Here is a 12,550-nt window from a genome sequence, read left to right as displayed (position 1 = left end):
GGAGTGGAATACTTGAATGAGATCGATGAGATCATCGTGACCGGAGGCAGGCCGCTGCATGGAAGCGTCCGGATCCAGGGGTCAAAAAATGCGGCACTTCCGGTTATGGCAGCAGCACTCTTAAGTACCGGGACCAGTGTACTGCGGGGATGCCCGAGAATCAGTGATGTGTATTTGATGGAAAAGATCCTGAAATATCTGGGGGCAGAAACCTGGTGGGAAGGTCAAGATCTTTATCTGGACTGCAGCCATGCGGACGGCACCATGATACCGGAGTGTTATTCCGGAAAAATGCGTTCTTCCGTGATCTTAATGGGAGCAATGCTGGGGCGGAGCAAAAAGGCACAGACAGGATATCCCGGCGGCTGTGTGATCGGGAAGCGGCCGGTGGATCTTCATATCCAGGTTTTGCGCCGCCTTGGGGCAGCTGTGGTGGAAAACGGCGGGATGATCCGGGCATCCTGTGGAAAACTCCGAGGTGCAGAGATGTTTTTTCAAAAAAGAAGTGTAGGCGCTACAGAACAGGGCATTCTGGCAGCGGTCCTTGCAGAGGGGAAAACAGTCCTTAACGGCTGCGCCTGTGAACCGGAAATTTATTGGCTTTGCCATTATCTTACCGGAATGGGTGCAAAGATCCGGATTCGTGAAAATGGCTGTATCTGTATTGAAGGGGTGGAGAAGCTTGAAGCTGGCGATGGCTGCATTCCACCAGACCGTATTGTCGCCGGAACCTATCTCATGGCAGCGGCGGCAACCAGAGGAGAGATCATCCTGGAAAATCCGCCTCTGGAGGAAATGGATGGAATCCTGGACGTATATCGGAAAATGGGTGGACAATGCCGCAGGGTAGGTGGTAAACTAATAGTCAACGGAAAAAATACAGGTTTTCCCCTGGAGCTTCTGGAAACAGAAGTTTATCCGGGATTTCCTACAGACCTGCAGTCTCCTGCGATGGCGGTACTGGCCACGATCCCGGGAGTGAGCAGGATCCGCGAGAAGATTTTTGAAGACAGATATAAAACAGCTTCATGGCTCTGTAAAATGGGAGCACAGATCCAGATCCGGGATGGAGTTGCTGTGATATACGGAGGGCAGCCCCTGACCGGTTGTACTGTGGAAGCAGAGGAACTTCGCGGTGGTGCGGCACTTGTGATCGCAGCACTTGCCGCGCAGGGGATTACCAGGATCCGGGGCTGTTGTTTCATAGAAAGAGGCTATGAACATATCTGTGAGGATCTGACCGCACTGGGCGGTCTGCTGATAAAGGACAGAGGAACTTTATGAAAACATCAAAAAAAAAGCCACTGAAAGCAGTTGGCGGACTTCTTGTCCTGCTGCTGGCAGGAATTATTTTCTTTTTTACGTATTATCAGGTAGATGAAGTGCAGGTGATGGGCAGCAGCCATTATTCTGAAAAACAGATCAGGAAGATGGTGCTTAGGGGGCCGCTGGCATCCAATTCTGTTCTTGCACCGCTTCTTTATACTAAGCAGAACACAAAGGATGTTCCCTTTATAGAAGGCTATACCGTAACAAGGCTGAACCGGCACACCATCTGTGTCAGTGTGAAGGAGAAGGACATCGTTGGCTGTATCCCTTATCTGGACAGTTATATTTATTTTGACAGAAACGGTATTTTTGTGGAAGGATCCACGGAACGTAACGAAAAAATCCCGTTTTTTGACGGGATCAAAGTCAAAAAAGTGATCCAGAACGAGAAACTCCCCATCAAGGATGAAACGGTGATGAACACGGCAGTTGCTCTTTCTACTATTTTTGCAAAAAATGATAAGGTTCCGGATCACATTGAATTTGAAGACGACGGACAGATCAGTCTTGTTTACGGGGATATCACAGTTAAACTTGGAAAGGATGAATATCTGGAAGACAAAATGACCAGAGTTCTGGCTATCCTTCCGATGATTTCCGAAAAAAAAGGAATTCTCCATGCAGAAAATGTAAATGATAATTCCAAGAACATTACCCTGGAGCAGGAACAGGATGAGAGCCAGACTTCCGCAGAAAACTGGACCGGAGGCTATGATGAGGAAGGAAATTACACCGGAGAAGGCGAATACGACGAAAATGGCAACTATGTAGGACCGAAACCGCAGACGGATCTGGAGTATGCGCAGGAAAACTGGGTAGGTGGCTATGATGAAGAGGGAGATTACACAGGCAGTGGTGAGTACGATGCCAACATGACCTATGTAGGCGAAGCTCCCACAGAAGAAACCATGGCAGAAAAAGGAAACTGGAAGGGCGGTTACCGGGAAGACGGAGGCTATGACGGAGTCAGTGAATATGACCGTGATGGCAATTACGTAGGCACTCTGGAGGATTATCAGGCTTCGGCAGAAAGCTCCGGAGACGGAACAGACTCCGAAGATCCAGATGCTCAGAGTACGGATACCGGAGATACAGAAAATGAAGAAGACTCTTCAGACAGCAGTACGGACAGCACCGAGGAAGAGGCTGATTACAGCAGTGATCAGGAAGAAGGAGCTGAGGATTATGATGAAAATTCGTACAGCGATTACAGTGATGAGTCCGATTATGAGTAAAGATAAAAAAGCTTTCTTAATATATAGTACCAGTATTTGGACATTTTGCCAGAGATTGTTTTGTAAATGTTTCGGTTAATAGAAACAGTGCCGAAATTTAGTGAAAAAAGTATAAAAAAACAAAATTAATGGTTGATTAATTACCGAAAAAAATATATGATATAACTATGTGTATATGTAGCTTGGAATAGATTATTACACTGAATCGGATATCAGGTAGAAATAAAGGAGGAAGTACATTGTTAGAGATAATGACGAATGAGGCTGAGTCTTCTGCGAAAATTATTGTAATTGGAGTAGGCGGCGCAGGTAATAATGCGGTAAACAGAATGGTGGAAGAGGCCATTGGCGGAGTTGAGTTTGTAGGTGTTAATACCGATAAACAGGCTCTGACACTGTGTAAAGCTCCGACTGTACTTCAGATTGGTGAGAAAATTACGAAAGGTCTCGGCGCCGGTGCACAGCCGGAGGTTGGACAGAAGGCAGCTGAGGAGAGCATTGAGGAAGTTAAGAAGATCATCGAGGGAGCGGACATGGTTTTCGTTACCTGTGGTATGGGAGGCGGAACCGGAACCGGAGCTGCTCCTGTGATCGCCGGTGCGGCAAAAGAGATGGGTATCCTGACTGTCGGTGTTGTTACCAAGCCTTTCCGTTTTGAAGCAAAGACCCGTATGAACAATGCACTTGCGGGAATCGAAAATCTGAAGAAAGCAGTTGACACATTGATTGTCATCCCAAATGACAAATTACTTGAAATCGTTGACAGAAGAACAACCATGCCGGAAGCACTGCGTAAGGCTGATGAGGTTCTTCAGCAGGCAGTACAGGGTATTACAGACCTGATCAATCTGCCGGCTCTGATCAACCTTGACTTTGCAGATGTGCAGACAGTCATGACAGACAAGGGAATCGCTCATATCGGTATCGGTGAGGCAAGAGGTGATGACAAGGCTATGGAGGCTGTACAGCAGGCGGTATCTTCTCCGCTTCTTGAGACAACCATCAAGGGCGCTACTCATGTGATCATCAACATTTCCGGAGATATTTCTCTTATGGATGCCAACGATGCTGCAAGCTATGTACAGGAGCTTACAGGTGAGGATGCAAACATCATCTTTGGTGCTATGTATGATGATTCTGTTGCAGATTATGCGAGAATTACAGTTATTGCTACAGGTCTTACAGACAATAACCTTCAGAACACACCATTTGGAAACAGAGCTTCCAATTCTGTATTCGGAAACACCAAAAAAACAAGCCAGTCACAGCCAGGCGGTATGAACCTTAACATGCCAAGCTTCAGCCTGCCGACTATGAATTCCACACAGTTTGGAACAAAGGCTCCTACAAGCACTGTTCAGAAAAAGGATATCCAGATCCCGGATTTTCTTAAGAACAGATAATAAATGAACAGGATAAGATCCGGCAGAGACTCCATCTGGAACGCTGCCGGATCTTTTTGACTTTCTGATCAAAAGAAACAGGAATGTCTGCTCTGTATGGAAACAGGATTTCTGTTCAGGATATCAGCATTCGCAGCTGAAAGTATCACATTTTGTATCACAGCAGCGATGCGCATTGGCACCGGATACATTGATGGAAGCTGCGGTGCATTTGCAGTGCTCATTGTAGGTGCAGTTGTGTGCTTTGCAGTCGATGTTAATGGTCTCACACCCACAGCAGGGATCTGCGGAATTTTTTACAGCACACTCTTCCTGGTCACGGAAGCTTTCACAGGCGGTGTCGTCCGCATAACGAGCATCTGCACCTTCGACACTGATGGATCCCCTGGAGCAGAGAGAATTTTTGTTATAGCAGCAGTTGTGTGCGGAGCATTTAAGACTTGTCATAAAAGTGTCCTCCTGATAATTATGATTTTACCGGAAACCGTCAGCCTGCCGGAATGCGCATCCTGTCTGATCGTCAGCACTGCGGTAAGGCTTGACAGATTCCGATGTTGCATAGTATGTCCGGAAGAAGAAAAATTTATACTCAAAAAATTAATACAGAATAATATAAAAAACAGTTGACAAATAGCAGACACCATGGTATCCTCTTAAAGTACGTAGCGAAAAGAAAGCAGAGTTCACTCTCACCTTAGCGCTGAAGATAAGCGACTCAGGTCAATATTGCACAGTACTGCGAACAGACCAATCATCAGTGCGCAGGTGTAATTATTTGAAGTGTGGACATCTGTCTGCGCTTTTTTTGTGCGGCTTAAGCTACATTAATGAGAAAGAAAAAAATAATTCTATCATGTTCATGGAGGTGTACAACAATTAGCGGTTTAATGATTAACGAACAGATCAGAGACAGAGAGGTACGCTTGATTGGTCCGGACGGAGCTCAGCTTGGAATCGTGTCCGCCAGAGAAGCGATGGCGAAAGCGCAGGAGGCAGGACTTGACCTTGTAAAGATTGCCCCACAGGCGAAACCGCCGGTATGCAAGATCATCGATTACGGTAAATACCGTTACGAGCTTGCAAGAAAAGAAAAAGAGGCCAGAAAAAAGCAGAAAACCATCGATGTCAAAGAAGTGCGTCTTTCCCCGAACATTGATACGAATGATTTGAAGACGAAGGTAAATGCAGCAAGAAAGTTCCTTAGCAAGGGCGACAGAGTTAAGGTTACACTTCGTTTCCGCGGAAGAGAGATGGCACATATGTCCAGCAGTAGGCATGTGCTTGATGACTTCGCAGATCTTCTGTCCGATATAGCGACTGTAGAGAAGGCTCCGAAGGTAGAAGGCAGAAGCATGACTATGTTTCTGACTGAGAAACGGTAGATATCTCAGTCTTCACGGCAACAGCCGGGCAGAACGGGATGCTATATAAAATTTAGAAGTACCAAATCAAGGAGGAATTCATAATGCCAAAAATTAAAACTTGCAGAGCAGCAGCAAAGCGCTTTAAAAAAACAGGTACAGGAAAATTAGTAAGAAATAAAGCCTACAAGAGCCATATCCTTACAAAGAAATCTCAGAAGAGAAAGAGAAATCTGAGAAAATCTACTGTTGTTGATTCTACTAATGTAAAGAGCATGAAGAAAGTATTACCATATTTATAAGATAGAGAAGACGAACAGGAGGAGAATTAAGAAATGGCAAGAATTAAAGGCGGATTAAACGCAAAGAAAAGACATAACCGTACATTAAAACTGGCAAAAGGCTACAGAGGAGCCCGTTCCAAACAGTATAGAGTAGCAAAACAGTCTGTAATGAGAGCTCTTACAAGCTCCTATGCAGGAAGAAAACAGAAGAAACGTCAGTTCAGACAGCTCTGGATCGCTCGTATCAACGCAGCAGCAAGAATGAACGGACTTTCCTACAGCAAAATGATGCACGGCCTTAAGGTTGCAAACATCGACATCAACAGAAAGATGCTTGCAGAGATGGCTGTTAACGATGCAGCAGGCTTCACAGCTCTTGCTGAGATCGCTAAGAAAGCAATCGCATAAGTAAAGTATTAAGAGACGAAGGAGTCCAGGGAATTTTTCCCTGGATTTTTTTGTAAAAAAATTCAGACAATTTGCCGAAAAACGACACAAGCTGTACAGCGGACAAGTGTCCGTGTTGTGCAATCAGACGAAAAACAACAGATAACTAAATTTGCCCTTGAAATAAAAAATATGCGATGCTATAATTTTACCATTAAACATTAGTAACGCGACAAAGCGCAGGAGGAGAGATTATTATGAAGAATTGGAAGAAAGTAATCGGCGTTGCATCAGCAGCAGCGATGACAGCAGCTATGATGATGCCTGCATCCGTTTTTGCGGCAGAGGATGAGACATTTAAGATCGGTGTGATCGGACCGATGACAGGTGATTACGCACAGTACGGTACCAACGTATACAACGCAGCCAAGATCGCAGCTGATGAGATCAACGAGAACGGTGGATTCAACGGATATAAAGTAGAGATTCTTGACGCAGGTGATGACCAGGGAGATCCGGAGAAGGCTGTTAACGCATACAATGACCTGATCGATAAAGGAATGCAGATGCTCTGTGGAACTGTAACATCCGGTTCCTGTATCGCAGTAGGAGCTGAGGCAGCTGAGGATACATTCCTCTTCACACCATCTGCAACAGCACTTGACTGTATCACAGCAGGAACAAACGAGTTCCGTATGTGCTTCACAGACCCGGCACAGGGAACCAAATCTGCTCAGTACATTTCCGAGCACAAACTTGCAACGAAAGTAGCAGTACTTTATGATTCCGCTGCTGACTACAACTCCGGTGTACATGACGCATTCGTTGCAGCAGCTGCTGATGACGGACTTGAAGTAGTTGCAGATGAGGCTTACACAACAGACAGCAACACAGACTATTCTGTACAGCTTGCAAAGATCAAGAAGAGCGGCGCTGAGCTTCTTTTCCTTCCGAACTACTATTCCGACAATGCGCTGATCCTTCAGCAGGCATCTGAGGCAGGCCTTGACATTAAATTCTTTGGTGTAGATGGCATGGATGGTATCCTCAATGTAGAGAACTTCGATAAATCCCTTGCAGAGGGTGTTATGCTTCTGACACCATTCTCCGCAACAGCTACAGATGAGAAGAGCCAGAACTTCGTAAAAGCATACGGCGATGCTCACAACGGTGAGATCCCGAACCAGTTTGCGGCAGATACATATGATGTACTTTACGCAATGCAGCTTGCAGCTGACGATGCAAAGATCACACCAGATATGGAAAATGCAGACATCAGTGCAGCAATGAGCGCATCCATGGCAAACATCGAGCTTGACGGACTTACCGGAAAAGCAAAATGGACCGAGGATGGCGAGTGTGATAAAGAGCCGAAAGCATTCGAGATCAAAGACGGTGCTTATGTAGAGATGAAATAAGGAATTTCTGTTAACGTTAGGGGTCAGGGGACGGTCACCTTTAGTGGGAACCGTCCCCTTTTTCCCTTATCAATAAACAATTAAAAGAGGTGCGTTATGAGTTTTATATCTTATTTAAAAGACGGCATCAGTCTTGGCAGTATCTATGCGATCATCGCACTTGGATATACCATGGTTTATGGTATTGCCAAGATGCTGAACTTTGCACACGGAGATGTTATCATGGTGGGAGCTTATATCATCCTTACCTGTATCACAAGAGGCGGCATGTCACCGATCCTTGCTGTGATCCTTTCCGTTGTGATCTGTACACTGCTTGGTGTTGTCATTGAGAAGGTAGCTTACAGTCCACTTAGAAAAGCTTCCTCAAACCTGGCCGTTCTTATCACGGCTATCGGTGTCAGTTATCTGCTTCAGAACCTGGCACTTCTGATCTTCGGCGCAGATGCCAAGAGTTTCGTAGCTGTTATCAAAGTTCCGTCCATCACACTATTTGACGGTGAGCTTACCATCAAGGGAATCACCATCGTAACCATCCTTGCATGTATCATTATCATGGTGGGACTTTCCCTCTTTGTAAAAAAGACAAAACCTGGCCGTGCCATGCAGGCGGTTTCCGAGGACAGAGATGCGGCACAGCTGATGGGAGTTAACGTCAATGCGACAATTTCCCTCACATTTGCCATCGGTTCCGGACTTGCAGCGATCGCAGGCCTTCTGCTCTGTCAGACTTATCCGACACTGACTCCGTACACAGGAGCCATGCCTGGTATCAAAGCTTTCGTAGCTGCTGTATTCGGTGGAATCGGTTCGATTCCGGGAGCTATGGTCGGCGGCATCCTTCTGGGAATCATCGAGATCTTCGGAAAAGCTTATATTTCTTCCCAGGTTGCAGATGCGATCGTATTTGCAGTCCTGATCGTCGTGCTTCTTGTAAAACCTACCGGACTGTTCGGCAAGAACATCCAGGAGAAAGTGTAAGGTGGCCGATATGAAGAATATGAAAAACAAAACAACAAAAAATAACATGATCAACTATGGAATTGTCATTGTGCTTTTTGTGATCGTACAGGCACTTTCCTCAACTGGAAATCTTTCCAGACTTCTTATGGGACTTCTTGTTCCCCTTTGTGTTTATACCATTGCATCAGTTTCCCTGAACCTGGTAGTCGGTTTTTCTGGTGAGCTGAGCCTTGGACATGCGGGCTTCATGTGCGTGGGAGCTTTTTCCAGTGCCCTGTTTTCACAGGTTGCTGCAGACTCCATTCCGCAGGTTCCTCGCTTTATCCTTGCAATCCTTGTAGGTGCGGTAGTTGCAGCACTGTTCGGTGTGATCATCGGTATTCCGGTACTTCGTCTCCGCGGTGACTACCTGGCTATTGTTACACTGGCTTTTGGTGAGATCATCAAGAACCTGATCAATGTACTTTACATTGGCGTGGATGACAAAGGACTTCACGTTGCAACAAGTGCAGCCGGTCTTCATCTGGAAGCCGGCGGAAAGCAGATTCTCAAAGGTGCCCTTGGTATTTCGGGAACAGCAACTCTTTATAAAGATATCAAGAATTACTTTTTCCTGATCGGCGTGATCCTGCTTCTTCTCACATTGTTTATTGTACAGAACCTTGTAAACTCCAGAAGCGGACGTGCTATTATGTCAACCAGGGACAACCGTATTGCAGCGGAGTCTGTAGGAATCAATATCACCAGATATAAGCTGCTGGCATTTACCATTTCTGCAGCCCTTGCAGGAGTGGCAGGTGTGCTGTATGCACATAACCTTTCTCTTCTTAAGGTTTCTGTATTTGATTACAACATGTCCATCCTGGTACTGGTATATGTGGTACTTGGCGGGATCGGAAATATCAGAGGATCGATCATTGCAACCATTATCCTCTATGCACTGCCTGAGCTTCTCCGTGGATTCGCAAACTACCGTATGCTGATCTATGCTATCGTACTGATCATCATGATGCTCTTTAACTGGGCACCGGCAGCAAGAGACTGGAGAGCACGTATGGTAGAGAAATTCAAAGGCAAAAAAGAGAAAAAGGAGGTGGCCTGATCATGGCAATGCTGGAAGTAAATAATCTGTCTATCCAGTTCGGCGGTCTTCGTGCTGTTGACGGCTTTAATATGACCATTGAGAAGGGACAGCTCTATGGACTGATCGGACCTAACGGCGCCGGTAAGACAACAGTATTCAATCTTCTCACAGGCGTGTATAAGCCTACCGAGGGAATCATTAAACTGGACGGCCAGGACATCACAGGAAAAAGCACCATTGAGATCAACAAGGCCGGAATCGCTAGAACTTTCCAGAATATCCGTCTTTTCAAGGATATGCCGGTTCTTGACAATGTAAAAGTAGGACTTCACAATCATCATCCATATTCCACACTGACCGGGATCTTAAGACTGCCGAAATATTACAAGGTAGAAAAAGAGATGAACGAACGTGCCATGGAGATACTGAGGGTGTTTGATCTGGATAAGGAAGCAGACACTCTGGCAGGTAACCTGCCTTATGGTAAACAGCGTAAGCTGGAGATTGCCAGAGCTCTTGCCACAGAGCCGAAGCTTCTTCTCTTGGATGAGCCGGCGGCTGGTATGAACCCGAATGAGACACAGGAGCTGATGGATACTATCCGTTTTGTGCGGGAGCATTTTGATATGACTGTTCTTCTGATCGAGCACGACATGAAACTGGTGGGCGGTATCTGTGAGGAACTTACAGTTCTGAACTTCGGTCAGGTACTGATCCAGGGTGAGACATCTGCAGTGCTGAAAGACCCGACGGTTATCACTGCATATCTGGGAGAATAAGGAGGAACGAGACAATGGCAATGTTGGAAGTAAAGGACCTCCAGGTCTATTATGGTGTGATCCAGGCTCTGAAGGGAATTTCTTTTCATGTAAATCAGGGAGAGGTTATTGCGCTGATCGGTGCCAACGGTGCCGGAAAGACAACCACACTTCAGACACTTACCGGAATTCTTTCTCCGAAGTCCGGAAGCATTGTGTTTGAGGGAAAAGACCTCACAAGAACACCAGCCCATAAGATCGTAGAAATGGGAATGGCACACGTTCCGGAAGGAAGACGAGTATTTGCGGATATGTCCGTTTATGAGAATCTTCTTCTTGGAGCTTACACAAGAAAAGACAAGGCAGAGATCGCAGAGAGCCTTGCTGGTGTATACAAGAGATTTCCGCGTCTGGAAGAACGTAAAGGACAGCGTGCAGGAACACTTTCCGGTGGTGAACAGCAGATGCTTGCCATGGGACGTGCACTGATGAGCAGACCAAGGATCATTTTGATGGATGAGCCGTCCATGGGTCTGTCGCCGATTTTTGTAAATGAGATTTTTGACATTATCCGCGAGGTAAGTGAGAGCGGAACTACAGTGCTTCTGGTTGAGCAGAATGCGAAGAAGGCTCTTTCCATTGCGGACAGAGCGTACGTTCTGGAAACAGGAAGCATTACTATGGATGGAAAGGCAGAGGATCTTCTGAATGACGAGGCCGTTCAGAAGGCATATCTTGGAGAGTAGGGGGAAAGACATGGATAATTTCGTAATTACCATTGCAAGACAGTATGGAAGCGGTGGACGTACCATCGGAGAGGAGCTTGCAAAGAAATTAGGGATTTCTTACTATGACAAGGATATCATCCGCATGGCATCTGAGGAGAGCGGCATTCATGAGCAGCTCTTTGGAAGGGCAGATGAAAATGTCAGCACAAAGCAGAGATTTTTTGCAAAGTCCGGAATCTACAAGGGTGAGCTGATCCCGCCTCAGAGCAAGGATTTTACATCCGATGAGAACCTGTTTAATTATCAGGCAAAGGTGATCCGGCAGCTGGCAGAAACAGAGTCCTGTGTGATCATCGGACGTTGTGCAAATATGATCCTGAAGGATTATTCCAATGTTCTTCGTGTGTTTGTTTACGGAGACTGGGATTTCCGTATCCGTGAGGCAAGTAAGAAACTCAGCGGAACTACAAAGGATATTGAGAAATTTATGCATAAGGATGACAAACGCAAAGAAGATTTCTGCAAACGTTTCATGGGTGTTGACTGGGCAGACATGACGAAATATAATCTGTGCCTGGATAACGGTACCCTTGGTTATGAGAAATGCGTGGAGGAGATCGAGAGTGCACTTGAGATCCTGAAAAAATAAGACATATATCAGAGAATATTCCCCGGGAAAGAAAAGCCAAAAGTCTTTTCCCGGGGATTTTTTCATATATTGTGGAAAAGTATATTTGATCCGGCGGGAAATATGGATAAGCGAAAAAAATATTTCTGTGTAGTGGCAATGGTATTGATCCTGCTCAGCGGATATGGAAAAATCTCAGACAGTGCATTTCGGATGCGGGTGACCAGAATGATCGCCGGTGAGGGGATGTTCCGGCTGGTGGCGGCGCAGTACAGACAAAAAGTAGCAGAACCGGTGGCTGAGACAGCCTCTGACAGAAGCGAAAAAGAGGATCGTCCACGTGTGGCTCTTACCTTTGATGATGGACCGCATGCAACATATACACCTCTGCTTCTGGATGGCCTGCGGAAGCGTGGGATCCATGCCACATTTTTTCTTATGGGAAAAAATATCCGGGGAAATGAGGAGATCGTAACGCAGATGCAGAGAGACGGTCATCTCATCGGTAATCACACGTATGATCACGTGCAGCTTGATAAGCTTCCCGGTGATCAGGCCTGTCAGCAGATCATAAAGACGAATAATGAGATCTACGAGATCACCGGAGAATATCCCATGTATCTTCGCCCGCCCTACGGTGCATGGCCGAAGGATCTGGAGCTCTGTGTGACCATGCTGCCGGTATTTTGGGATGTGGATACCCTGGACTGGAAATCAAAAAATGTCCGTTCTGTGGAAAATATCGTAAAAAGACAAGTGAAGGATGGCTCCATTATCCTGATGCATGACAGCTTTTCTACATCCGTGGAAGCGGCCCTGGAGATCGCGGATATGCTTACGGAAGAAGGATATGACCTGGTAACTGCAGATCAGCTGCTGGTGATGTAACTGTGATTTGCCGAAAAGGCAGAAACGATTGCTTTTTTATGTGCAAACAGGTAAAATTATAAAAATAAGGAATCTGTCCGTATG

Annotated in this window: 14 protein-coding genes; 13 read left to right on the top strand and 1 reads right to left on the bottom strand. The window is 46.0% G+C overall.

Going from position 1 to position 12,550, the window contains the following annotated elements:
* Positions 1–3: 3 nt before the first annotated feature.
* The 3 genes from murA to ftsZ all read left to right on the top strand — a co-directional run bounded on the left by murA (position 4) and on the right by ftsZ (position 3,967).
* Entirely contained in the window at positions 4–1,284 is a 1,281-nt protein-coding gene (gene murA, locus LI091_RS06645) for a UDP-N-acetylglucosamine 1-carboxyvinyltransferase (protein ID WP_237972222.1), read from the top strand.
* Positions 1,281–2,564: a cell division protein FtsQ/DivIB gene (locus tag LI091_RS06640; RefSeq protein ID WP_022426894.1), complete on the top strand. Its 1,284-nt coding sequence runs from the start codon at positions 1,281–1,283 to the stop codon at positions 2,562–2,564. Before murA ends, LI091_RS06640 begins: the two co-directional genes overlap by 4 nt.
* A gap of 251 nt (positions 2,565–2,815) precedes the next feature.
* Entirely contained in the window at positions 2,816–3,967 is a 1,152-nt protein-coding gene (ftsZ, locus tag LI091_RS06635) for a cell division protein FtsZ (RefSeq protein WP_015526094.1), read from the top strand.
* Positions 3,968–4,090: 123 nt separating this feature from the next.
* On the opposite strand, the gene LI091_RS06630 is transcribed toward ftsZ, so the two are convergent.
* On the bottom strand, positions 4,091–4,414 hold the full coding sequence (locus tag LI091_RS06630; RefSeq protein ID WP_021651645.1) for a DUF1540 domain-containing protein: 324 nt from the start codon (positions 4,412–4,414) through the stop codon (positions 4,091–4,093).
* A 440-nt stretch (positions 4,415–4,854) separates the two neighbouring features.
* Between LI091_RS06630 and infC the strand changes: the two genes are divergently transcribed.
* The 10 genes from infC to LI091_RS06580 all read left to right on the top strand — a co-directional run bounded on the left by infC (position 4,855) and on the right by LI091_RS06580 (position 12,466).
* On the top strand, positions 4,855–5,349 hold the full coding sequence (infC, locus tag LI091_RS06625; protein WP_015526092.1) for a translation initiation factor IF-3: 495 nt from the start codon (positions 4,855–4,857) through the stop codon (positions 5,347–5,349).
* Between the two features lie 83 nt (positions 5,350–5,432).
* Positions 5,433–5,630: a 50S ribosomal protein L35 gene (gene rpmI, locus LI091_RS06620; RefSeq protein WP_021651646.1), complete on the top strand. Its 198-nt coding sequence runs from the start codon at positions 5,433–5,435 to the stop codon at positions 5,628–5,630.
* Positions 5,631–5,663: 33 nt separating this feature from the next.
* Positions 5,664–6,020 (top strand): 50S ribosomal protein L20, encoded by a 357-nt coding sequence (gene rplT, locus LI091_RS06615; RefSeq protein ID WP_015526090.1) that lies wholly within the window; start codon positions 5,664–5,666, stop codon positions 6,018–6,020.
* A gap of 236 nt (positions 6,021–6,256) precedes the next feature.
* Positions 6,257–7,417: an ABC transporter substrate-binding protein gene (locus LI091_RS06610; RefSeq protein ID WP_021651647.1), complete on the top strand. Its 1,161-nt coding sequence runs from the start codon at positions 6,257–6,259 to the stop codon at positions 7,415–7,417.
* Between the two features lie 96 nt (positions 7,418–7,513).
* Positions 7,514–8,398: a branched-chain amino acid ABC transporter permease gene (locus tag LI091_RS06605; protein ID WP_015526088.1), complete on the top strand. Its 885-nt coding sequence runs from the start codon at positions 7,514–7,516 to the stop codon at positions 8,396–8,398.
* A 10-nt stretch (positions 8,399–8,408) separates the two neighbouring features.
* Positions 8,409–9,482 (top strand): branched-chain amino acid ABC transporter permease, encoded by a 1,074-nt coding sequence (locus LI091_RS06600; RefSeq protein ID WP_265190954.1) that lies wholly within the window; start codon positions 8,409–8,411, stop codon positions 9,480–9,482.
* 2 nt (positions 9,483–9,484) lie between these two features.
* Entirely contained in the window at positions 9,485–10,243 is a 759-nt protein-coding gene (locus LI091_RS06595; protein ID WP_021651650.1) for an ABC transporter ATP-binding protein, read from the top strand.
* 14 nt (positions 10,244–10,257) lie between these two features.
* Positions 10,258–10,968: an ABC transporter ATP-binding protein gene (locus LI091_RS06590; protein WP_015526086.1), complete on the top strand. Its 711-nt coding sequence runs from the start codon at positions 10,258–10,260 to the stop codon at positions 10,966–10,968.
* 10 nt (positions 10,969–10,978) lie between these two features.
* Positions 10,979–11,599, top strand: coding sequence for a cytidylate kinase-like family protein (locus tag LI091_RS06585; RefSeq protein ID WP_110102931.1), 621 nt, complete (start codon positions 10,979–10,981; stop codon positions 11,597–11,599).
* 102 nt (positions 11,600–11,701) lie between these two features.
* A complete protein-coding gene (locus tag LI091_RS06580) occupies positions 11,702–12,466 on the top strand; it encodes a polysaccharide deacetylase family protein (RefSeq protein WP_118752769.1) in 765 nt (254 codons plus the stop codon).
* The last annotated feature ends 84 nt before the right edge of the window (positions 12,467–12,550 follow it).

The organism is Blautia sp. MSK20_18, assembly GCF_020553125.1.
In the GTDB taxonomy this organism is placed as follows: domain Bacteria; phylum Bacillota; class Clostridia; order Lachnospirales; family Lachnospiraceae; genus Blautia_A; species Blautia_A fusiformis.
This window is presented reverse-complemented; position numbering and strand designations above follow the sequence as displayed.

Excerpts from the sequence above, each read along its gene's own strand:
- LI091_RS06590 (WP_015526086.1), top strand. The coding sequence starts at position 10,258 with ATGGCAATGTTGGAAGTAAAGGACCTCCAGGTCTATTATGGTGTGATC.
- LI091_RS06585 (WP_110102931.1), top strand. The coding sequence starts at position 10,979 with ATGGATAATTTCGTAATTACCATTGCAAGACAGTATGGAAGCGGTGGA.
- rpmI (WP_021651646.1), top strand. The coding sequence starts at position 5,433 with ATGCCAAAAATTAAAACTTGCAGAGCAGCAGCAAAGCGCTTTAAAAAA.
- infC (WP_015526092.1), top strand. The coding sequence starts at position 4,855 with ATGATTAACGAACAGATCAGAGACAGAGAGGTACGCTTGATTGGTCCG.
- LI091_RS06610 (WP_021651647.1), top strand. The coding sequence starts at position 6,257 with ATGAAGAATTGGAAGAAAGTAATCGGCGTTGCATCAGCAGCAGCGATG.
- rplT (WP_015526090.1), top strand. The coding sequence starts at position 5,664 with ATGGCAAGAATTAAAGGCGGATTAAACGCAAAGAAAAGACATAACCGT.
- LI091_RS06640 (WP_022426894.1), top strand. The coding sequence starts at position 1,281 with ATGAAAACATCAAAAAAAAAGCCACTGAAAGCAGTTGGCGGACTTCTT.
- LI091_RS06605 (WP_015526088.1), top strand. The coding sequence starts at position 7,514 with ATGAGTTTTATATCTTATTTAAAAGACGGCATCAGTCTTGGCAGTATC.
- LI091_RS06600 (WP_265190954.1), top strand. The coding sequence starts at position 8,409 with ATGAAGAATATGAAAAACAAAACAACAAAAAATAACATGATCAACTAT.
- LI091_RS06630 (WP_021651645.1), bottom strand. The coding sequence starts at position 4,414 with ATGACAAGTCTTAAATGCTCCGCACACAACTGCTGCTATAACAAAAAT.
- LI091_RS06580 (WP_118752769.1), top strand. The coding sequence starts at position 11,702 with ATGGATAAGCGAAAAAAATATTTCTGTGTAGTGGCAATGGTATTGATC.
- ftsZ (WP_015526094.1), top strand. The coding sequence starts at position 2,816 with ATGACGAATGAGGCTGAGTCTTCTGCGAAAATTATTGTAATTGGAGTA.
- LI091_RS06595 (WP_021651650.1), top strand. The coding sequence starts at position 9,485 with ATGGCAATGCTGGAAGTAAATAATCTGTCTATCCAGTTCGGCGGTCTT.